The organism is Stenotrophomonas sp. 62841_Sma, assembly GCF_056482945.1.
In genome coordinates, this window is the sequence record NZ_CM151224.1 from 1045596 (window position 1) to 1065720 (window position 20125).

Sequence of the window (20125 nt, forward strand, 5' to 3'; positions counted from 1 at the left end):
ATGGCCCGCTTCTCCGTCGTAGAGTATGGGCAGCCGGTAAACCTTCTTCCGTCCCTCGCAGCGTCAATGGGGAAGGGGACGGCTGAGGCTGCCCGGCACATCGCCGATGCCGGCGCACGAATTGCGCGTCAGGTTGGGCTCAAGAAGTCGCCGATTGAGGTGAGCGGGCCGTTGGTATCTTCCAGTAAGGTCGCGGGCCTTCTTCATTTGGGGCGATCCTGCGAGCTCGAGATCGCGCCCAAGTTTCTGGGGGAACACGCTGACGGTGCTGGATGGCAGGAGGATTTTTTCTTTCTTGCCATGCTCTCCAAGCATGGACACGTGCTCGCCTCTGATCGCATACGGGCCGACACCGATGTGGACAGCGATCTTGACTCGTTGTTGGCTCGGGCGATCACTGAGATGTATTGGGAGCATCACCACCGCCCAATCAGATCCTACAAAAGATCCATCGATCACGATTTCTTTCTCGACGGTGACGTAGACCCATTTGATTTACGCATTCCAGGAGCGGCTGGATATCCGCAGGAGGTCATCCGATACAGCAGGGCCAACCGCCACAATGCCATCATTTCTGCTGCTGCCGGGGTTGCACGTAGGCACGTCCGAAACCCGGCCGCGAGCGCTGATCTGTCCAGAGTGAGATCACATTTGGGAGTTCAGCCTCGCCTCCCTCGTGGACATTTGCTTCACCAGGTGGTCCCCGGTCGGTCGCGGCGTTGGCAGGCATTGATGGATCTTTCGGTGGATGTGGTGAACGGCTTTGGCATGGGGTTCAATGAAGGCGAGGCTAGGGCTCCTGGGTTCGTCATGGGGACGTGGCAGCTATGGCAGGATCTCGTCACCATTGCCCTTCGCCTTGGCTTTGGCGCAGGCAACGTGCTGGCGGAACCGCCTCTGGAACTGGGGATGAGACATTATCCCTACGGAAAAATGGGCAAGCTTAATGTCAGGCCGGATACATCCATTTTTTCAGATGGACGCCGGTTCCATGTGGATGCGAAATACAAAGGCCGAGTTGACCGTGGTCGTGAGCGCGCCGCCGAGTCAGACATCTATGAGTCCATGGCCTTTTCTATGGCGAGCAAAGGGCTCCCTGTGATACTTGCTTACCCGCGGCTCGCGTCATCGCCCGTTGTTCCTCTGGGAAGGATTGAAGTGCTGGAGCAGGTTCAGATATCCGGCTGCGGGCCAATCTTGGCGGTGTCTATTGAGGTCCGTGGCATATCGGGCCGCCGAGCGTTAGCCAGCTTTGTCCAAGAAATTAGGCAGGGTCTGGAAAAGTTGCCTGAGCTCTTGAAATAGGGATCGAATGTCAGCTATGGATGTCCTGTAGGAAGTTCAATCCAGACCATCAGGAGGGTCTCATGGCAGCAGTGACAGCGGCAGGTATCTACGGAAATCCGGAGCGCATTCTCTTTAAAACGGTGCCGGACGGTGACTGGAGAAAGTTTGTGGGCCAGTCTAACGATGATCCAAGTGCTGGAGGCGGGGCTCGGGATCTTCGATTTAACGGATTTAAGGATTTTGAAGCGATAGCGAGAGCATTTTTCCCTCTTCCGAACCCGGTCCTACGGAACAGAAATGGGGTTGCAACGACCGTTAATGCGTATTCAGGGAAATTGATGCACGGCTTTGGAGTGCCGCAGTTTGATGACGCATCGTTCGAGCCTCCTACCACCGCGCGAGACCTGGAATGGAGATTTGTGCGCGTCGCAAGTCAAGCCTCACTCACTAATGCTCAGCCATCGGCGGTGAACGGAGACAAGGACATCATTGTTCTCGTTCAAGAAAGAGTCGGAGAAATCGTAGCCGTTTTCACCACGGTCAATACGCTGCCAGCACACAGCATTTCTACGTTTATCTCGGCAGCCTGCGCGGCTCCGAGGCACCCTAACTATTCAGCTGCCGGCTTCTGGGACTTGGTGACGGGCCATCAGGAGCACAACTGACGGTTTCTCGACGTTGCCCGCAGAGGAGGCATCAAAAGTGTCTCCTCTGCCGCCTTCCGGTTTTCGCGTCGGGCCATCAGCGGCCCGACGACGAACACGCAAGGTCCGATGGGAAGCTGGAGCAGCCCGAAGCAAGGCTATGCCGATGCCGTTGACCGGACCATGCTGTAAACAACCCCGCCCAACACCGGAACCACCACGTGCGCTGGCACAAGCGCTAGGACGAGCAGGCTGAAGAACGCTCTGCTTTGCTCAGGATGTGGAAGCAGGTCAGCAAAACCCATCCCCAAGAAAGCTGCCACGTGGGTGGCCGTCACGATCGCCCAGGTCACGAAGAAGCCTTTCCAGAACAAGCTTCGCTTCGGCGAGGGTGCGGAGTACGGTTGCCGTTGGGCCTCTTCCTGACGCCGGTAGGCCCGGGCGTTGATCCAGTAGAGAAAACCCAAGACGGCCCAGATTGCCAAGCCGCCCGCGATAGCGAGCCAGCCCAGCGGGGCGCCCTGCTGCTGGGCCTCAAGGCCGCCGGCTACAAAGAGCAGGCCGGCGCCTCCCAGCAGGACCGTCGCGCAACCGACATGGGCGTAAGAACGCGTGGTCATGGTGGCCTCAGAGCTTGTGAGCGGTCCATTCGCCGGATGCTTTCGAAAAGCGAACCGGCTGGACGAACGGCCGCGCCTGGGCGACGCCACCGATGTCGAGGACGACCGAGCCGCCCACGTCGCAAATCACTCCCTCGGCCGTTTCCGATTTCTTGCAGCCGCTCAGGCTGAAGTCCCGATACTCCTTCACCCAAACTTGGCTGCCGAGCACGCGCTCAAACTCGGCGGTGATAGCTTTCTTGGCCTGATCATCGGAGGGTTTGCTGCCGCAGGCCGTCAGCGCCAAAGCGGCGGTCAAGCTGAAAGCGATGTTCCTGATCGTGTTCATGAGGGTCTCTTCCTGGTTGAGGATTGGGGTCTTACTTGTCGCGGTTGCCGGCCGGATCAAACCCGGCGATCCACATGCGGGTGTCGCGGAAGGGCGTGAGCATTCCCGAGGGGCCGGGATACAGGTCGTCCGCCCGCAGGAAGCCGGAGACCCAAGCGGCGCTCAAGGCCACTTTTCGGGCCTGCCAAGCGACCCCCTCGCGGGTCGTGCGCACGTTGAAGGGCTCACGGGGCGGGGTAGGGCCAGTGGTCCGATCGTCGCCCGTGTTCGGCTTTCCAGCGCGAACCCTCAGGCCCACCATCACGTCGGTGGTGGCCTTGGCTCGAGCATTGCTGTTGAGCTCCGCTTCTTCGCCCAGGTCGTCCCGGATGGTCAACGGGGCGTCGGCGCAGGCTCGGAAGGTCTCGGTGGTGGAAGCGGTGGGGCTGGTCCAGATCCGGGCTTCCACGGTCCAACAGGGCAGGCTTGCGCCCCATTCTTTGTAGGTCAGCGCGACCCGGGGCCAATCCAGCCAGCCCTGCTGCGCGCTCTGGTGGTCCTCGTTCTTGAACAGCCCATTGATCCGGCCAGCACCACTGATCGGGGCGTAGAGCGGACCAGTGGCCGACGCGGAGCCGGTTGCCGGCTTGGCCCCCAGGGCTTGCTGGCCTGCGTCTTTCAGGCTCTTTCCCAACTGGCGGAAGAAGCCGGGCCTTTCACCGGTTTGATCCGAATTCCAAGGGCTCTGCGCGTCGGCAGAGAAGTGCGGGCAAAGGCCCAAAGCCACGAGCGCGAGGAACGCTCCTTGTCCACGATGCTTCATTCAAATCCCCTGCAAAACCGCCCGCTTGGCGGTATTTGCAAATATGGCAAATGCAGGGCAAGATTGGAAGCGGCAGACTAACGGGTCAATTCAGCATTCGTTGGTCTTCTCCATGCCCGCAGCGCTTCCCCCCGCCTCTACCTTTGGTCGCCGTTTACGCGAGGCGAGGCTGAGCAAGGGACTGACCCAGGCTGCGTTGGGAGCGGTGCTGGGGTTGGAGGAGGAAAACACTGCCGCCCCTAGGATTTCTCGCTACGAGAGAGGCGATCGGATGCCGGACAACGAGAGCATGGCAAAACTGGCGGAGGCCTTGGAGCTGCCCGTCGCCTACTTCCACGCTGTCAGCGAACCCATGGCAGAAGCCATCCTAGTGATGTCACAGTTGCCAGAAGGGGCGCAGGAGGAGCTGCTGCGTCAGATGCGTGATTTCGCCAAAAAACGCGGGTCGGTGATCGAGGGCTAGGCACCACGAGGTGTTTAAATTAGACCTCTAGCTCTGCTAATAGGGCTTGCAGCTCTTCAAGGGGGAAAACGCTGGAGCCACTAGGTTTGTGGTTGAGGCAAGAAGGCACAAATGGTTCCAACTATGTCCTGGAAATCATCCCTATGCCTTTCAAGAAGGTAGTCAAAGATATCCTCTTGAGTGGCGATTCTCTGGTCTCTGATGTCGTAGTTCAAGCTCCGACCGTTGGTGTAATCGCTCTTGTGTGTCCTGAAGGGGAAGTCTGCATCCTCTCGGCTCGCGCTTAGCAGAGCTTTTTCTACGCTATCCAGCGGGATGGTGTAAATGCCCGGGTCCCCGGCAAATTTTTCGTTCTTCTGGTCTGCATCCAAGATCGCGATGACCTTATCACGTGGGGCCAAGAACTCTTCCGTTCGATTCTTACTGATGAGCTCGGCAATCTGAGAGCCGCCGCCGATGAAGATGATCTTGTGGCGAAGAAGAGTTTTTTCGCAATGCTTAGATACGATGTGACCAATGAAGGCAGTAAGCATCTTGTCCTCTGTCAAGATGTATCTGTCATACCCTTCAAATCCAAATAGCCTCGCCATCGCGTAGCTGTAGGAGATTGGCTTTATTGAGACCTGGGTAGTCTCCCGCTCCATGTAGAAGAGCTCATCAACCTCTAACTGCCGCATAAGCGCGAGAGAGTGGGTTGTGAATAGGATCTTGCGATCGTATTTTGCGCAAAACCCACGCAGCCAACCTGGAAGATTCGCTTGGGCTGCTGCGTCTAACGAAAGGTCAATCTCGTCAATCACCAAGAGCTTGGAAGAGCCTTTGATTGTGCGGTAAAGATTGATGAGGAAGTGCTCCCCGGAACTGAGGTAATCCTCTCGGATGTATGTGCCATCATCCATGACAAGAGCGTAGTAGCTCTTTCCCCTGACCCGGATCTCGGCCATTGCCAAGTAGCGGTCGGTTTCGTAGACAGCGTTCAAAAAGGCGATCAGCTCCTCGGGAGAATGATAGGTTGTTAGCGCAATGGCTTTGCGAATGTCTTGATCAGCATCGCTGGCGCTTTTGAAGTAGTTGAACCGAGCTCCGTAAGGCATCGGGAGCTCCGCGTCCACAAGGTCGCGTAACTCCTTGGATATCTTGTCTCGACAATCCAGAGAGCGGAGGGCGCTGTTGTAGGTGAACGTTGCTTGCTCGCCGTCTAGGGCGTAAACGATCCGGCTTTTCTGAGAGAAGGCATAGGGTGTCGCTGTCCGTATGAACGTGTCCGAGTTGGACAGGTTCCGAAGAGCTCGCACCAAGGTCGTCTTGCCTGCCCCGTTTCGGCCGACAAGGCACATCAGTCCGCTCTTGGAAAGATCCACGTCCAAGTGGAGATGCGCCACGTGCTGGATAGCGTCAAGCGTTACTTGGAGGCGGCTCATTGGGCAGACCTATGCAGGAGGCTGTCAATGACGGTGGTGCCGAACTTGTTCCTAAGCTTCTCAAGATAGGCTGGATCGGCGGCGTGGGCATAGCTGATGAGGCCACTGAGCCGCTCTAACCCTTCTTCCATTCCTTGGCTATACGTTTCCTCAAATATTCTTAATAGCCGCGCCCGGTCGCTGAGGTAGAAGTGGATCCAGGCCTCAATCCGGTTCCTGACATCCCGATCAATGGCAATGGCGCCCGTGGGCAGGATCACCAGCCCCAAGAGCTTGACCTTCCTGCCTACCGTTGTCAGCTTGCTCTTTGCCGGGTTGAGATTGAATTCATCGCCCAGCTCACTAGCAAGGCAGTCTTCAATGACAGCCTCTGCGTCTGAAAGATTGGCGCGCTCCTGAGTGGATAGCATGATGTCGTCGGCATAGCGCGTGTAAATCCATCCCCGGTCCTGGCTGATTTGGACCATGCGACGGTCAAAAGGGAGCAGGCAGGCGTTACTCACAATAGGGGAGGTGGAGTAGCCGATAGGCAGCTTCCCATCGATGGTAAGCAACCCGAGGATATGCTCCAGGTGATCAGGAAGGTCTGCAACGGGTGTCGCGCTCTCCATCAGAACCTTGCGAACCAACGGCGTCGTGATGCTATCGAAAAACCTTTCTAGGTCAGTCTGGAAGAAGGCTCGGCTGTTCGCATGTGGTTCGACCGCCTGAACGAGGGTCGCTCCCTTGCGATATGCAAAAGAAACTGAAGTGTCGACAGGCAGGTGCTCCAAAACAAAGCCGTTGAGGAAGGCATGGAAGTCCTTCAGGATCTTGGACGGCTTGTAGATGGTGCGGCTCTTCCAGCTGACCGGGCTGTAGTTCTCTCCAGGGGAAAGGGCCAAGAATTCGTCGAAGCGGTATTTGCCGTGATACATGGCGTCGAACAGCTTATGCAACGGCTGCGGGGTCATGAATTGCGGCCTATGGCTCCCTAGAATGGAAGAAAGCGTAGCCCATTACCGGCCAGAGATGCACAAACGAAATGCCCGGTCGGGCGTGAGCCTGCGACCGGGCATACGTAAGTTGATAAAACGCCCTAGGGACCAGACGTTAGACCGGAGCTACTCCTGGTCGCTGGTATGGAGTAACCCTAGCATGGTTCCCAGCTGGCTTACAAGTTCACCCGGGTTCGCCCGCACCACCGGCGCCCAACGCAGGGCCTGGAACTGGAAGCATTGCGCCGCACTGAGCCACCTGCCCAGCGTGACGTAGGTCAGGCGACAAGGAAGTCGCTAGGGGATCTGCCCATGGCAACCAGCTGGGCCATCCACTTGGGCTGTCTGCCACGCCCAGTCCAAGTCTCGTTCGGATTGGCCGGGTTGCGATACTTCGGAGCCACCTTGCCCAGTTTGCGGGCCGAAGGGCTTCTCCGGACGTTTGTCTTCTTGGACTTGCTGGGCGCCGCCGCATCAGGAACTCCGTAGAGTTCCTTGATTGTGTAGCCATGATCCTTGACGTATTTGTTGATCTTGGCACGCATGGCAGCAGCCTTCGGGCGTGTCAGGATCTTGGTCTGCTGCTTCTCTGCGGTGCTGATCAAAGAGCGCAACTCTTTGACCGACAATCCCGTCAAATCGATAGGCATTAGAGATTTCCTCAAAATGGACAGCCGTTAGCCTAGTGTGGAACGAGCTTGATTGCCACACGCGCGGTGGCCGGGTGGCCATTATGGGTAGAACTTGCTGGGGTCGGAAAGCTGTGCTGCGAACTGACCTCGCTCATACTTAGGCAGTTCAACGCTAGGCTGGTAACGCTTGATGGTGCGAACCTTCTTTTTTTGAGCCAACGCCGGTTTTTTGTGGAAGTAGGCCTCGTGCAAGACGGCGACACGCTTGTTGGGTGAATGCCCGGTGATCAGTGCGATGACCTCTTCCGGGATGTCCTGGTGATGAAGTTCTGTGGCGATGGTGTGGCGGAATGCATGAAACCCAACCCCCTTTCTGAAGCCCAGACGCTTCATGTAGGTGCTGAACTGGTTGAGTGCCGCTTGGCTGTAGCGAGCGTTTGAGTCGCCCGTTTTGCGGTTGACGCCCGCCGAGAGGTGAGGGAAAAGCCTGGGATGGCCGCACTCCCGAATGTCCTCCACGAAGTCCAAGAAGCCAGCGTCGATGAGCTGCTGTGCGATGGGCACATCTCGAATGGCGGACCTGCCTTTCAAGCGTTGTCGGCTTCTGCCTCGGTTCTTATGCGCTAGGTCTGGATCGATCGTGACTCGAATGCGGAGCCACCACATGCCCGCCTCCTGAACGATGTCCGCAACCTTCAATTGCGCGACTTCGTTGATGCGTGCTCCCGTGTAGAGGCCGATCATGGGCATCCACCAGCGGTGGGGATGGTTCTTTGCCCAGGGAACAAAGGTCTCCTGCGCGAAGATTTTCTGCAGGTCTGACTCGTCGAACAGGCGCTCCGCCTTGTCTGCGTCTTCGGCCAAGTCTTCCTTGAACTTCTTGAAGGGCGCCATGGGGGAGGCCGGAATCGCGTTGGCCTCGACCAGGCCTTTGAAAAAGGTGGAAAGAAAGCGGCGATGCTTCTCAAGCGTCTTGGGTGCCAGCGGAGGAACGGCCAGCTCCTTGCCCAGCGCGACTGCCTGGTCATACGTGTAGCCGCGATACTTCGGGTCTGAGAGAAGCAATGGCGGAGCCCACCGCAGCAACTCCCAGAGGCGATAGATATGGGCATGGTCGATGCGGGAGACGGGGATGTCGCCACACGCCATCTTGAGCAAGGTGAGCGTGCGGAAGGTGGAGCCTGTCGTGTCCTTCGCCAAGCCTCGGTCATCGCGGGACCTAACGTAATCCGCTATCTCCACTGAAAGAAGACGAGGGGCGGATGCGACAGGCAGCGGGACAGGGTATTGGGTGCAGCCATTGGCCCGGCGGCTGCGACGTTGGCGGTCGTCGGCCCGGTCAAGCATTTCTTGAGCGTGGATGGCAGCCTCTCGGCCGGTGATGTTCAATTCCTCGATGCGAAGATTGCCTACCTGGATGCCCCTGAGCTGGAGAGTGCCCATGGGGTGGAGTAGGTATTGGTGGAGGTGTTCTAAAGCGGGGGAGGGCATTGCTTGGCTTCCATCGGGACGATGGAAGTACCAATAGAACAGGTCCCAAAATGGTCAATACAAAATCGGGATCAATCTGAACGCCGTAAGTGTTGCGCAACGACACGACTAGCTCAAGGAAGTGTCACATTTGTACCGGGCTGGTTTGCGCTACCATAATTAGTAAAAACAATGAGTTGGCGATTGGTCCATCCGAAAACTCAAGAGTCATTTTGGTACTGTTTAATGTATATAAGCTAACAAAAAACGTTCAGGCTCCCATCTTTTGCTGAACATTGGTTAAATGAAACTTTTTCGTTGTTAGGGTTTTGAGTTTGGTTTCTCGTTCTCCGCATCCTAAATCGGGCCAGTTTGACGGAGGCGTGGCATGAGGAAGTCGATGATAGAGGAAGTTTGGCCGGCATCTGTCCGCTTCGTCCCTTACGTGGGTGAGCGCTTTTCCCAAGGCTTCGATGGGCAGCGGCTGTTGCTGCTTGGGGAGTCTCACTATCGGACGGAAGGAGTCAGCGATGCCGTAGAGGTGACCCGGCCATACACCAAGAACATCTTTCAAGGGATGGCTACTCGGGTTCGGGATTCCAGTGATGGTCCATTCTTCCGTGCCTTGGACCTGGTGCTTACCGGGGACAGTCAGCATTCGATAGCGGAGGCGGCAGAGGTCTGGCGGCGCATTGCCTTCATCAACCTATCCCAGTCTTTCGCTGGCACCAAAGCAAATCATCGGCCGCGCAGCCAGGCGCTGCGGGATGGTGGCAACGTTTTGGTCAACGATATCCTGCCAGTCCTAAACCCGGATGTGGTGCTGGTGCTGGGTCGCACCGCTTGGCGGTTCTTTAGTCATGGTGAACCACAACCTGGCTTAGAGCCCTTCATTGCCCAACAGGTGAATCGAGGAGCGAGCAAGCCACGCTACATCGAATCCAGGGAAGTCTGGTCACTGGACTACGAGGGAGGGTCAGCCCTGATGACGTGGGTCTACCATCCATCGTGGAACGTCGACACATGGAAGGACCGGGCGGGAGCGCTGCGTCACCTGATGGCGCTTGCGAAGCAGAGCTGAGACTATCCGGGCCACCGTGGCCCAAGGAAGAGATGCAATGAGCGAGGCAGGGGATTTGGCTAAAGTCGTTCGGAAGACGGCGAGCAGCGGAAAGCTCGACTATGTGCCCGTCGTGGTCCTCAATGAGACGACGCGGACCAAGCTGCATGTGGTTGGATGGCTGATTCCTCATAGCGACCATACAGAGTTCTCCATAAAGCTTGAGGGATTCAAGAAGACCAAGGCTTCGCCCTGGCAGGAGGACCCGGTCAAGAGCATCACCTTGACCGAGGCCTCCACGCTCAAGCTCTTCAAATACCTTCAGACGCATCTTCCATTGGCGCAGCAATCGGAAGCCGGTGAGTTCATCCTGATCAAGGTGGCGAACGGGGCGGCCGATCTTACCGGGCATGACCCCCAGTCGCTGGTTGGCGCGCTCACCAAAGTGCTCTCTCACTCGGATTTGGTCCAGCATCTGGCCAACACTGAGCTCACTCATGAGCTGACCGCTGCGCTTCGGGGATCTATTCGTCTGAGTGAGATGCGCTCCGCAGTCGCCGAGCTACGCTCCAGCCTAGGGCGCGAGTCGGCTGAGCAGGTCTACCAGTCATGGTGCGAGAAGCACTGCTGGGCCTTCGGCAATGCCTACGTGGTCCGGGACGAGGTGCGTGCAATCACCACTGGGGACAACATCGATCTGATGTTGCCTAACGTCATTGCGGGGTATCGAGATATCGTTGAGCTGAAGCGGCCCGACATGGAGGTGCTTCTCTATGACAAGGCCCACAAGAACCACTATTTTTCCGCCGAGGTATCGAAAGCCATCGGTCAGTGCCACCGATACCTCGACATGCTTCACGACTTCGCAGACAAAGGCTTACTCGACCACAAAGAGGTCGTGGCTTACCACCCGCGCGCCACCATCGTGATCGGGCGATCCCATGATTGGACTGACGAGCAGCAGCGTGCACTCCACGGTCTCAATCGGCGGATGAACGGTATCACCGTCATGACCTATGACCATCTACTGGCGCAAGGCGAGCGATTGTTGGACATGTTGTCCCCCGCAGCGGGTTCCGAGGCCACGTCGGTCGACATCGTCGAACTTGACGACGACATTCCCTGGTAGGTCTTGCCAAGGTATAAAGAGATTTTCCAACCCCTCACGACGGAGGTTTAGATGAGCGCTTCAGTGCACAAGGATGCTCCCCACCTGAAGGTGTGCGAGGGAGACCCTTCGCTCGGACACACTCCTTACATTGCCTTCGAAGAGTATCTGGATATTCCAGGGCTTGAGGATGCCGACATTCGCTTGGAGTTCGCTAACAATCCCAGTCTTGAAGTGGTGGAAGACCTGCGGCGCAGGCTGAAGAGTGCCGGACTGGTCTTTGTGGTCCAGCGGAGGCCCTAGCCCGCTCAAAGAGCGATGTGGTATGCCGTCAGCGTCCAATACCGTCCATTGCGTTTGCATCGCAAGAGATTGCTGTCAAGGTCGCGTGGGGTAGGACGGGTGGTGGATCATTTTGAGGGCGTAGTGCTGGACTTCCTGCGGGCAGACCGAAGGCTGTTCATCAATGCACAGTGTTGCATCCAGCTGAACCCTGGAAGCAATCCTGATACAAGTGGCCCTCACTGGTATTGCGACGCGGTCGCTGTGAGCGTCCGGGACCGAGCGGCCTACCTTTGCGAAATCTCTTATGCGGGCCGCCTGCCTGCGCTGTTGGGCCGCCTTAGAAGCTGGGATCAGCACTGGCTTGCCTTGAAGGAGGCGCTGGCGAGGGACTGTGGTATCCCCGCCGATTGGACGCTTCAGCCATGGTTGTTCGTTCCCAACGACCGCGTGGATCGCTTGCTTTTGGGCACCCGTGCGCTATCACTGATGCCAGAGCCGCGGATAACGGCCTTGGAGGATGTCCTCCCTTGGCGCTACCGATCTTGGGACCGTGGAGACTATCTGGATTCTCGCCGTGACTGACTTCAACCTCCGGGCGCCTAGCTTTGCTTTGCTCCAAGCTCCCATCGCCTGTTGGAAATGTGGCTCAGGAACCCTGGTCACTGCCATCTGGGTGCCTCGCCTCACAGAGTTCGATGAGGAGGGCGAGTTAGAGGTTGCTGATGCTGCTGTCCTGCAATATGTCGAATCCTTGGACGCAGCCGTCGAGGCGTTCGTCGTCCAGGCCGCACCACTCCTGCGCATCGGCCGGTCGCAGACTGCCGGCGTCAACTATTGGGCCAACCATTGTTCCCACTGTGACGCCCTCCAGGGAGACCACTTTGTGATGGGCGTAAATGGGCCTTTCTTCCTCCAGTCCCGAGATGATCTGACCTCGTTGGCAGTTCGCCCGGGAACTGCCAGCCTGAGAGCCGCTGCCGGCTATTCGGAGTCGGGATGGATGACTATGGTCGCAGACCAAGTGAGACAGCAGCGTCTCAGTATGGAGTTGCCGGATGCCCCTCAAGCGCCATTACATTGGTGAATTCACAAATGTGACGGCAGGCGCTGGGCGCAGATGCTTGTCGAGGCTTAGCTGCTTGCATTTGGTGTCCTTTGTGTGATAATTGGCCCATGTTCACATTCCTAAAAAAGAAGTCCTCGCGTAGCCGTACCGAATCCTTGATGGCGGTCGATGAGCGCGGTCATTTGGTTCTGGACAGGCGAGCGCTTAGTGAGAGTGGAGTGCTTGATCGCCAGTATCAGGCGGCTGATCGACTTTACGAGGTCCTAAAGGCTCGTAAGAAAAAGTAGTCCTAAGGGGGCCAAGGATGGGGTTCTTAGCAGTAAGCCTTTTTATTTTGGCTTGCGGATGGAAGCTGTATCGCGATTACATTCCTACCAAGGCTAAGGCGATAAGAAGTCTTGGGCATCCTCAGTATTTCGGGGCAGCACTTGCGGCGGGATTGGTGTTTGTCCTTGCGCTTAGCGTCCATACGGCTGCACAGCGCCTTCCGATTTATGGATCTCTTCTCTCCGCCATCTCTGACGTTCTCCCGCGTTCTGAAGATGCGCGCGTTAAAGTCACCGCACCTTCAGAGCGCGTAACCCAGCTGCGGCCTGTGGTCATTGGTGCTCCATTGACCAACTCAAAAGTTATCTTCGCGGATCAGTCGGGGAAGCCTGAGGGGGGGATTGGGCTTTCACCTCTAGGTAAGGGAAAGGATGACTTTCTCGCTGCCGTGTCTATTGCGGCGTGGGCGCTATTCATCGCAGTTGTTTTGCCTTTCTTGCTGAATCAGCCATATATGGCGAATCGGCATCTTAGGTATGTGGTTGCGAGGGGCGATCTGGAGGTTGTTGAGACAATCCTCGCGTCATCAGTAAGGACCGGTCTTACGGTTGCTGTCAGCCTGTCGAATGGAAAGGTTTACATTGGTGTGCCTCTTGAAACGGGCCAAGGGGGGCTGGCAGAAAGCCAATGGATTCAGATCCAGCCCTTGGCCTCGGGTTATCGTAACGAGCAAGGCGAGCTGGTCATTACGACTGGTTACAAGCAGATCTACGATAAGTTAAAAGGCTCGTCGACAAATCGAATTCAGTCGAGCGATTTCAAAGTGGTCGTTCCGAAAAGTCAGATCGTTACAGTCCAGAATTTCGATTTGGCAACATACTTAGAGAACTTCGGACCAGAAGCCCAAACAGCTGAAGGCGATTCACCTGCTTTGGATGCGGCAGGGGGCGACCGGCCGTTGGTGATTCCAGGTGATGGGCTAAACATCCCTTGGTGGTGCATGCCAAACGCGGTGGCTCCTGATGACGCAGAAGTTCGAAGCGAAAGCGGTCCCAAGCCGGTGGCTGCAAAGGCCGGAATGAAGGATGGAACTCTCTCTTTGGTAGTGAGGTCTTTGAACTTCATCTATGGATTGGGGCTTGCGGGAGGAGCAATAGGGATTGCGTATAAGTCCGAATATTCCATGATATGGCTGTTGTCTTTGCTAAGCCTTCTAGCATTGTGCCTTTGTCCCACTGGTCGATGGGGAAGGACGTAGCACCTCCACATTACATTTTCCGGCTTTGGTCGCTAGTTCGTTGTAGTGATGCATGGCATCTACAAGAAGAAGCAAGAGCGCACTTAGGCATCCTGACGGATGCGTGCGCCAAGGGCTTCGCCCCTAGGACCCCAAGCCTCTGCGAGGCTTGCCAAAAGCAAAAGCTGATCCATAAAGACTACTGTTTTCAGGAGTTTTTATGGCTATCTTCCACACCTCAATCAAAACCTTCAGCCGCGGCCGCGGGCAGTCGGCCGTCGCTGCGGCGGCCTACCGGGGCGGGCTGCTGCTCATGGACTTGCTCACCGGGCAGCAGCACGACTACCGCCGCCGCAGCGGCGTCGTTGAGAGCTTCTGCCTCGCCCCGCCTGACGCTCCCGCGTGGGCCTTGGACCCTCGGGAGCTCTGGGCAGTCGCAGAGGCTGCGGAGCGGCGGAAAGACTCGACTGTGGCGAGGGAGTTTGAAGTCTCCTTACCCCATGAGCTATCCGAAGAGCAGCGGGCGCACTTGGCGTTTGTCATCGCCGACGCGCTGGTCGATCGTTATGGGTTCGCTGTCCAGGCCAGCATCCATTCGCCTGGGACGCCTGATGGGCTCAACCACCATGTCCATATCCTGGCCACCACGCGCCGCCTCGGACCTGAGGGCTTTGGGGACAAGACCCGGGAGCTGGACGTGGGGCCGTCTGGCAAGGTGCAGGTGCAGTGGATTCGGGAGATGGTCGCGGCGACTACAAATGCCCACTTGGAGGCGGCCGGCCATACCAGCACCATCGACCACCGAAGTCTGGCCGAACAGGCACGGTCTGCGATGGAGCGAGGCGACGACTTGGCGGCAGCGGCGCTCTCCCGCGAACCGACTCAGCACCTAGGCAAGCATGCTGCGGCCCTAGCTGGGAAGGGTGTGGCGACCGACAAGGCAAGCACGAACGACCAGATCGCCGAAGACAATCGGGAGCACTATGATTTCCTCGTGCGCAAAGCCGGGCTGGAAGGAAAGCCCGCCCCAGTGCCTGGCCAAGAGGCCGCAAAGCGAAGTGGGCGAGTGCTCAATGCGGAAACCGCAGGGCTACCTGGGGGGCTGGAGATGCGAGGCGTATCCGGGGTCCGGCTGCAGAACCTGCTCCTTTCGTCTCACGGGCATACGCAGGAGCAGGCGCCCATCAGCCTTGCCGAAAAAATTATCAATGCACTGCGCGACGTGGAAGAGATTTCCCGGGCTAGGGCAGACTTGGCCATGGAAAAGATTCGCGATGCCTTGAGGTGGGCTCAGCGGCAGCTTTCCTCTCAAGGAGAAACCAGCGAGCTTCGGCAGTGGGTCACCAGAGCTTCGCTCCAGGTTCGTGCCCTTAAGTCCCTCATCATCAGCCGGGCTCGCAGGCTGCTTAACGTGAAGAGTGCAACCAGGCTGCGTCACATGGCCGAGCAGGAGTGGGAACGGTTCAACGCCGATTGTCCGCCGGGGTCGACCAGATACTCGAGGTCGGAGTGGACCCTGCGCCGAGGGCGGCGGCTTTCGGTTCTCGAGAAACATACAGCCGAGCTGAAGGCGGCTCAGGAGCGGGCATCGGAGGTAGAGCTGAATGCCATCGATGCCGACATCCTTGCGAAAGCTGAGCTGCTTGCTGGCTTGCCTCATCCCTCAGTCTCAACTCTCAGGATCGCTGAGCCCAAGCCTGTGCCGCCTGATGACCTGGGTTCCGTCCGGTCTGTCCCCCGAGGGCCAACGTTTCACTGACTCTACAAAGAACAAGCCCCGCGAATGCGGGGCTGGTGTTCAATGGGGGCCGGTGCCCACCGATGGTTTTCGAGGCGGCAGTGGTTTCGCTGGCGGAAGGCCGCGAGATGCACGCCAAGCATCGGGAGAAGGGAAGCTTATCGGCACTTGGCTGCGGTCCACGCTCGCTGCTTGCGATACAGTGCTTCTCGTAGGAGAGTAGGCGAGGGGCTGACCTCCTTGGCCTCCCTGCGACTCGGCGAATCGACGCAACAGTAGTCTTGCGACATCCAGTGCATGTTGAACATCCAACTCACGCTCAGCAGCGTTGCGGGTGTTGTTTTCAGGCAGCAAGGCTTGAAGAACCTGGCTGGCGATACGAAGTTCGACGTTTGCTGGCATTTTTAAGTCATCTGGTGAAGGGTCTTCACATCGAAGCACCCAGACGGAAATGCGCAAGCTTGTGATGACGCAGCGCGTCACACATTTGCCGTTTGGATGCCTTGCCTTAAGCGTCGAGAGTTGCTGCGTTTCAGTCTTGTCTTGCTGGGCTGCTTTCCGGCGCGAGACTGACGGTCCACTGGCCTCCTTCCTGCCGACGTAGGGTCAGTAGGTCATAGGTCTTCAGCATGCTGAGTAGGCCCGAATGCCCATATGCATTGGGAGAGAAGGAGGGGTCTGTTCGTTTGAGGTATTGGCCCAACGGCCCCAGTCCTACCTCGCCCTCTGAGGTGTCTCCAGCCAGCAGCGTGACCGCTTCCACCACGAACTTGGGACGGCGCTTGGGAAGCGGCTTTGTGTCCGCCGCGGTGGGCTCAGCTTTGTTGCCCTCCGCTTTGGCCGGTGATGCATTGGGTCGGTCTTCGCAAGGCTCGGCGACTGCTTTGCGCTCCCATTCGAAGAACTGATCGCAAGCGTTTCGCAGGGCTGCTGGCGTCTTGGGCTCGCCGACGATACAGACCGTCGCGCCGCGCTCCCGCAGCTTTCGACACAGGTAAGCGAAGTCGGAGTCACTGGTCACCAGGCAGAAGGTGTCGGCGCGGTGATCAAACAACGCCTCTTGAGCATCGAGAGCCAGGGCAATGTCGGAAGTGTTTTTTCCAGAGGCGTATTGGTATTGGAGGCAAGGGGTAAACGCCTGTTGGACGAGCACTTCCTGCCAGCGGTTGGCCAACGTGGCGTGGTTTCCATACCCGCGCCGCAGCACCACGCGCCCGAACTGGGCCACCATCAGCAGCGCGTGTTCCACGATCTCGGGACTGACGTTGTCGCAATCGACCAAAACGGCCACTTTGGTGTCGTGAGGGACTGATCCGTTAGCCATGTTCTTGTCCTTAAGCTGCGATGCGTGCATCCAAGCCGGCGTGTTCCCTCAGCAAATAGAGCAGACCACCCCCGTCGATCAGCTCAATGGGCTTGTCTTTGGCAAAGTTGAAGGCTTCGGTGCCGTAGCCGCTGGTGCAAACCAAGATGCCCTTGCTGGCGCCTTCGTTGAGCATGGTTCCGTAAAGGTCGCGGACCGCGCTGACCCCTACGGTGTCCCGATAGCGCTTGGCCTGTATTACGACCTTTCCGCCCAAGACGGGACGGGTGTCAAAGGCCACCGCATCCACTCCACCATCGCGGGAGCTCCGGGTCAGTTTCGTGTCCAGACCCATCCGACTGAACAGGTTGGAGACGAGTGCTTCGAACTCGCTGGGGGTCAGATCCAGAAGGTTGGGGCGCGATTCAAGCCCTGAGAGCACGTCCGATTGCGCGATGAAGCGCTTGTCGACCATGTTGAATTCGACGATTGGTTTGATGGCCTGCAATTCATCGGGCCTGTTTGACACTTGAGCACCCAGGCTGCGCAAGCATGCGACTTTCTCCACGCGTTCGAGCCGCAGCTGAAGGAAGGCGGCCTTTGTTGCGCGGACGGACACCACCGGCACCCGAACCTCTTGGCCGGTGGTGGGATCGTGGGTGTCCACCACGCCATTGAAGGTCACCAGCGCCAATGCGTTTGCTTGATCGGCCTCAAAGGCTTCGTGCAAGGTCCTCAGCGCGATTGAGGCAATGATGTCTTGGTAGAGCGATTTGATGTCGCTGGCCTTGCGCGCCTTGGAGTCGATCGCATCGCGTGTTTTGACGTAGCGATAATCGGCTTCGGTGGGGACGACGCCCACCTCGGGCAGGTCATACTCAATGACCAATTCCTTGGATGCCTCGGCATAGGCCAGCTTGAACGCCTGAGGGAAGCCCTCAGAGGGGTATTCGGAGCGCGTGAGCACCATGTCGTTGTAGGCCACAACGGCATCAGGCTCGTGAGCCAGGTAGGCGCTCTGAAACTCATCCACTTCAGCGTTTCGGCGACCAACGTCAGCCTCATAGAGCGCGCGTTCGGTCTCGTGTTGGGCCCGTAGATCGGCCAGCCGTTGCTTCTTTTGCGCTTCTGCGCGATGGAACTGTTCGAGAGCCTGCTGGTGGGCTTGATGGGCCGCCGTCTGGGCTGCCAAGTGCCGCTTTGCGGCGCCGGGCCAAAAGCGTGAGAAGCCGGTGGGGCCCGGAACCTCGACCTCGACCGGCGCCAACCCCGGAACCAAGTCCTTGGGCACCTTGAAGCCGGGATAGGCATCGGTGTGACGCAGGCTGTCGAAGCTAATGGTGTCGTTCACCGACAGGGTGTGTAGAAGCAAGCCTTCCAGCTCCTCCAGCCGGTCTTTGAGCTCGGCGTTGAGGTCGTCTGCTTCCGCCTGGCGGTCTTGGAGGTATTCGGCTTTGGCCAAGCGCGCAGCTTCCTTCTCCTGTTTCTCCAGGGCGCGCAGCTCCCGCATCTGTTGCGCAGCAGCCATACGCTCATGGCGCTCCAACTGCCTCAGTTGCGTCGCTTGCATTCGCTGCTGGCGCTTGTTTTCGCGCTGCGCTGCCGCCGCTGCCCGGCCGGCTGCCCGCAGAAACCCTTCTAGGCCGCTCCGTCGTCCCATACATCCCCCTGATGTCGAATATCTAAAGACTACCCTGTCGACGTCCTTCTAACGCGCTTTCTGGGCGTTTGGTCGTTCAAAAGGGCCCGCAGCGCAGGCAGGTTCAAGCCAAAATCCAGGACCGCCAATCCCGGCGTGTTCTTTCCAGGCCCATGCAGCTTCTCCTGGGCGGTGAACTCGCGGCTATACGTGGCGTGGTGCTCGTCGTCCAACTCGTGTCCCACCACCTGGGCCCGCAGCTCGGACGGTACGCCCGCCCCTTGGAGCGACTGAATGACGGTTTTCCGGAGCGAATGGAAGCCGCGCTTGCCGGGCGTCCAGTTCTTGCCCACGGCTTCCAGGTGGCGGCCGAACGCCTTGGTGATCCAATTGCCGGCGCCGTTCTTGGCATCTGGTTTGGCGGCAGGGAACAGCCGCTTTGCCTCTGCCGCCCTTAACCCCTCAACCCATTCCTTAAACCCGAGGGTCAGCAGATCAGGGTGAACAGGGACGGTTCGGATGCTGGCATCGGATTTGAGCTTCTGATGCTCCCCTTCGTCGGACATGTGGATGCAGAGCAATCCCGCCTCCTCGGTGACATCGCTGGGAAGCAGTTGGCCCACCTCGGCGGCACGAGCGCCTGTGTAAAGACCGATGACCGCCGCCCAGCGGGCCGAAAGCGCCAGTCGCTCGAAGGCGGCTGGCGCAAAGAGGGCATGGACTTGGTGGGTGTCGTAAGGCTTGAAGCCAAACTTTCGCCGAGCTCGCTTCTCTCGGATGGAGTAGCTGACATGCCCAGCGGCAACATTGTCGCCCCTCGGGTAGTAGCCCGAGGCCATGGCCCACTCGAAGAAGCCGCCCTTGCCTCCAATGTAAGACTGCTTGTTGGTCAGGGTGGGGGTTGAGGCGCCCTCTTCGCGCATGTGCTGATACCAGCGGGCCAAGTCCGTGCGCGTCAGCGTGTGGAGCTTGGTCTTGCTCCCGAGGAAGCCGACCAGGGAAACGATGGCCGTGCGCTTGATCGTCCAGGTCTTGGGCAGCGTGTTGCCCTTGAGCGTGGCCAGCCAAGCGTCGCAGGCGTCTTCGAGGGTGATGGGGGTCAGTTTGGACTTCGTGACTGGTGCCGGGGCGGGGGAGGGGGCGCCGTTGACGGCGTCCAGCAACGGGTCTGCGCCCTGGCGTTGCATCTTCTGGAAAAGCCGCAGGTCTTCCTCGTTGTCGATCTGCCAGCGCTCGGTGACCGTGCCATCGGCGGCGCGGGACCGGTGAAGGATCAATTCCTTCAGGTTGTCGGATTGGGTCAGGCGGGCGATCAGTTCATCGGCCTCGCGCTTGCTCAGCTTGTCCACGCGTTGGTCCCTCAACACATCGAAGGCCTGAGCATAGCCCGCAGCCAGGGCCAGTGCGCGCAGCCTGGCCGTGGGCAGGTTGCGGGTGCGTAGCGTGCGCTTGAAGACGCGTCGGCCAACCACGCCTTGAAGGTCGGTAGGGACGCGTTGCCGGAAAGCCCAAAGGCCGGTGGGAGAGCGGGTGAGGTGATGGGGAATGCGCATCGAGAAATGTGTCCCGATTTGTGTCCCGCCGAGGGTCACCCCAGAAAAGCAAAAACCCCTGATTTATCAGGGGTTTGCGTAATCTGGCGGAGAGAGGGGGATTCGAACCCCCGAAGCGCGGTTTAGACGCTTACACACTTTCCAGGCGTGCTCCTTCAACCACTCGGACACCTCTCCGGATCCCTGCCATCGGCGAACGCCTCAGCAGGGGCGCAGATTCTAGCG

19 protein-coding genes and 1 tRNA gene are annotated in these 20125 nt (G+C 58.4%); 9 read left to right on the forward strand and 11 right to left on the reverse strand.

From position 1 onward, the window contains the following. Positions 1-1305: a 5-methylcytosine restriction system specificity protein McrC gene (locus ACZK5G_RS04860; protein WP_201861827.1), complete on the forward strand. Its 1305-nt coding sequence runs from the start codon at positions 1-3 to the stop codon at positions 1303-1305. A gap of 62 nt (positions 1306-1367) precedes the next feature. Next, complete coding sequence (locus ACZK5G_RS04865; protein WP_478465468.1) at positions 1368-1952, forward strand: hypothetical protein; 585 nt, start codon at positions 1368-1370, stop codon at positions 1950-1952. A 137-nt stretch (positions 1953-2089) separates the two neighbouring features. Here the strand turns inward: ACZK5G_RS04865 and ACZK5G_RS04870 are convergent, their stop codons facing one another. The 3 genes from ACZK5G_RS04870 to ACZK5G_RS04880 are packed head-to-tail and all read right to left on the reverse strand — an operon-like array spanning position 2090 to position 3681. Continuing rightward, positions 2090-2551, reverse strand: coding sequence for a hypothetical protein (locus tag ACZK5G_RS04870; protein ID WP_478465470.1), 462 nt, complete (start codon positions 2549-2551; stop codon positions 2090-2092). A 7-nt stretch (positions 2552-2558) separates the two neighbouring features. Further along, the gene (locus ACZK5G_RS04875; RefSeq protein ID WP_185807127.1) at positions 2559-2879 is read right to left on the reverse strand and encodes a hypothetical protein; all 321 of its coding nucleotides are present in this window, start codon (positions 2877-2879) and stop codon (positions 2559-2561) included. A 31-nt stretch (positions 2880-2910) separates the two neighbouring features. Further along, on the reverse strand, positions 2911-3681 hold the full coding sequence (locus tag ACZK5G_RS04880) for a hypothetical protein (protein WP_478465472.1): 771 nt from the start codon (positions 3679-3681) through the stop codon (positions 2911-2913). 112 nt (positions 3682-3793) lie between these two features. Between ACZK5G_RS04880 and ACZK5G_RS04885 the strand changes: the two genes are divergently transcribed. After that, the gene (locus ACZK5G_RS04885) at positions 3794-4144 is read left to right on the forward strand and encodes a helix-turn-helix domain-containing protein (RefSeq protein ID WP_100443450.1); all 351 of its coding nucleotides are present in this window, start codon (positions 3794-3796) and stop codon (positions 4142-4144) included. An 80-nt stretch (positions 4145-4224) separates the two neighbouring features. On the opposite strand, the gene ACZK5G_RS04890 is transcribed toward ACZK5G_RS04885, so the two are convergent. From ACZK5G_RS04890 to ACZK5G_RS04905, 4 genes are all read right to left on the reverse strand, one after another. After that, the gene (locus tag ACZK5G_RS04890; protein WP_478465474.1) at positions 4225-5565 is read right to left on the reverse strand and encodes an ATP-dependent nuclease; all 1341 of its coding nucleotides are present in this window, start codon (positions 5563-5565) and stop codon (positions 4225-4227) included. After that, positions 5562-6518, reverse strand: a complete 957-nt coding sequence (locus ACZK5G_RS04895) for a reverse transcriptase domain-containing protein (protein ID WP_478465476.1) — start codon at positions 6516-6518, stop codon at positions 5562-5564. The genes ACZK5G_RS04890 and ACZK5G_RS04895 overlap by 4 nt, the downstream gene beginning before the upstream one ends. Positions 6519-6820: 302 nt before the next feature. Beyond that, positions 6821-7192, reverse strand: a complete 372-nt coding sequence (locus ACZK5G_RS04900) for an H-NS histone family protein (protein ID WP_478465478.1) — start codon at positions 7190-7192, stop codon at positions 6821-6823. 81 nt (positions 7193-7273) lie between these two features. Further along, entirely contained in the window at positions 7274-8665 is a 1392-nt protein-coding gene (locus tag ACZK5G_RS04905; RefSeq protein ID WP_478465480.1) for a site-specific integrase, read from the reverse strand. 367 nt (positions 8666-9032) lie between these two features. On the opposite strand from ACZK5G_RS04905, the gene ACZK5G_RS04910 reads away from it, so the two are divergent. From ACZK5G_RS04910 to mobQ, 6 genes are all read left to right on the forward strand, one after another. Beyond that, the gene (locus ACZK5G_RS04910; RefSeq protein ID WP_478465482.1) at positions 9033-9725 is read left to right on the forward strand and encodes a hypothetical protein; all 693 of its coding nucleotides are present in this window, start codon (positions 9033-9035) and stop codon (positions 9723-9725) included. Positions 9726-9762: 37 nt separating this feature from the next. Continuing rightward, the gene (locus ACZK5G_RS04915; RefSeq protein WP_242912780.1) at positions 9763-10833 is read left to right on the forward strand and encodes a Shedu anti-phage system protein SduA domain-containing protein; all 1071 of its coding nucleotides are present in this window, start codon (positions 9763-9765) and stop codon (positions 10831-10833) included. A gap of 51 nt (positions 10834-10884) precedes the next feature. Further along, positions 10885-11115, forward strand: a complete 231-nt coding sequence (locus tag ACZK5G_RS04920; RefSeq protein ID WP_478465484.1) for a hypothetical protein — start codon at positions 10885-10887, stop codon at positions 11113-11115. 556 nt (positions 11116-11671) lie between these two features. Beyond that, positions 11672-12181 (forward strand): hypothetical protein, encoded by a 510-nt coding sequence (locus ACZK5G_RS04925; protein WP_478465485.1) that lies wholly within the window; start codon positions 11672-11674, stop codon positions 12179-12181. Positions 12182-12467: 286 nt separating this feature from the next. Continuing rightward, positions 12468-13688, forward strand: a complete 1221-nt coding sequence (locus tag ACZK5G_RS04930) for a hypothetical protein (protein ID WP_478465487.1) — start codon at positions 12468-12470, stop codon at positions 13686-13688. A gap of 199 nt (positions 13689-13887) precedes the next feature. Beyond that, positions 13888-15426: a MobQ family relaxase gene (gene mobQ, locus ACZK5G_RS04935; protein WP_478465489.1), complete on the forward strand. Its 1539-nt coding sequence runs from the start codon at positions 13888-13890 to the stop codon at positions 15424-15426. A gap of 511 nt (positions 15427-15937) precedes the next feature. On the opposite strand, the gene ACZK5G_RS04940 is transcribed toward mobQ, so the two are convergent. From ACZK5G_RS04940 to ACZK5G_RS04955, 4 genes are all read right to left on the reverse strand, one after another. Then, positions 15938-16729 (reverse strand): NYN domain-containing protein, encoded by a 792-nt coding sequence (locus ACZK5G_RS04940; RefSeq protein ID WP_478465490.1) that lies wholly within the window; start codon positions 16727-16729, stop codon positions 15938-15940. 10 nt (positions 16730-16739) lie between these two features. Continuing rightward, positions 16740-18236 carry a restriction endonuclease gene (locus ACZK5G_RS04945; protein ID WP_478465492.1) on the reverse strand — a complete coding sequence of 499 codons (1497 nt, stop codon included), beginning with the start codon at positions 18234-18236 and terminating at the stop codon, positions 16740-16742. Positions 18237-18397: 161 nt separating this feature from the next. Beyond that, positions 18398-19900: a DUF6538 domain-containing protein gene (locus ACZK5G_RS04950; protein ID WP_478465493.1), complete on the reverse strand. Its 1503-nt coding sequence runs from the start codon at positions 19898-19900 to the stop codon at positions 18398-18400. An 84-nt stretch (positions 19901-19984) separates the two neighbouring features. Further along, positions 19985-20077: transfer RNA gene (locus tag ACZK5G_RS04955), tRNA-Ser, on the reverse strand. Between the last annotated feature and the right edge of the window lie 48 nt (positions 20078-20125).

Coding starts and splice junctions, on each gene's coding strand:
- ACZK5G_RS04860 (WP_201861827.1), top strand. CDS start 1: ATGGCCCGCTTCTCCGTCGTAGAGTATGGGCAGCCGGTAAACCTTCTT.
- ACZK5G_RS04865 (WP_478465468.1), top strand. CDS start 1,368: ATGGCAGCAGTGACAGCGGCAGGTATCTACGGAAATCCGGAGCGCATT.
- ACZK5G_RS04870 (WP_478465470.1), bottom strand. CDS start 2,551: ATGACCACGCGTTCTTACGCCCATGTCGGTTGCGCGACGGTCCTGCTG.
- ACZK5G_RS04875 (WP_185807127.1), bottom strand. CDS start 2,879: ATGAACACGATCAGGAACATCGCTTTCAGCTTGACCGCCGCTTTGGCG.
- ACZK5G_RS04880 (WP_478465472.1), bottom strand. CDS start 3,681: ATGAAGCATCGTGGACAAGGAGCGTTCCTCGCGCTCGTGGCTTTGGGC.
- ACZK5G_RS04885 (WP_100443450.1), top strand. CDS start 3,794: ATGCCCGCAGCGCTTCCCCCCGCCTCTACCTTTGGTCGCCGTTTACGC.
- ACZK5G_RS04890 (WP_478465474.1), bottom strand. CDS start 5,565: ATGAGCCGCCTCCAAGTAACGCTTGACGCTATCCAGCACGTGGCGCAT.
- ACZK5G_RS04895 (WP_478465476.1), bottom strand. CDS start 6,518: ATGACCCCGCAGCCGTTGCATAAGCTGTTCGACGCCATGTATCACGGC.
- ACZK5G_RS04900 (WP_478465478.1), bottom strand. CDS start 7,192: ATGCCTATCGATTTGACGGGATTGTCGGTCAAAGAGTTGCGCTCTTTG.
- ACZK5G_RS04905 (WP_478465480.1), bottom strand. CDS start 8,665: ATGCCCTCCCCCGCTTTAGAACACCTCCACCAATACCTACTCCACCCC.
- ACZK5G_RS04910 (WP_478465482.1), top strand. CDS start 9,033: ATGAGGAAGTCGATGATAGAGGAAGTTTGGCCGGCATCTGTCCGCTTC.
- ACZK5G_RS04915 (WP_242912780.1), top strand. CDS start 9,763: ATGAGCGAGGCAGGGGATTTGGCTAAAGTCGTTCGGAAGACGGCGAGC.
- ACZK5G_RS04920 (WP_478465484.1), top strand. CDS start 10,885: ATGAGCGCTTCAGTGCACAAGGATGCTCCCCACCTGAAGGTGTGCGAG.
- ACZK5G_RS04930 (WP_478465487.1), top strand. CDS start 12,468: ATGGGGTTCTTAGCAGTAAGCCTTTTTATTTTGGCTTGCGGATGGAAG.
- mobQ (WP_478465489.1), top strand. CDS start 13,888: ATGGCTATCTTCCACACCTCAATCAAAACCTTCAGCCGCGGCCGCGGG.
- ACZK5G_RS04940 (WP_478465490.1), bottom strand. CDS start 16,729: ATGGCTAACGGATCAGTCCCTCACGACACCAAAGTGGCCGTTTTGGTC.
- ACZK5G_RS04945 (WP_478465492.1), bottom strand. CDS start 18,236: ATGGCTGCTGCGCAACAGATGCGGGAGCTGCGCGCCCTGGAGAAACAG.
- ACZK5G_RS04950 (WP_478465493.1), bottom strand. CDS start 19,900: ATGCGCATTCCCCATCACCTCACCCGCTCTCCCACCGGCCTTTGGGCT.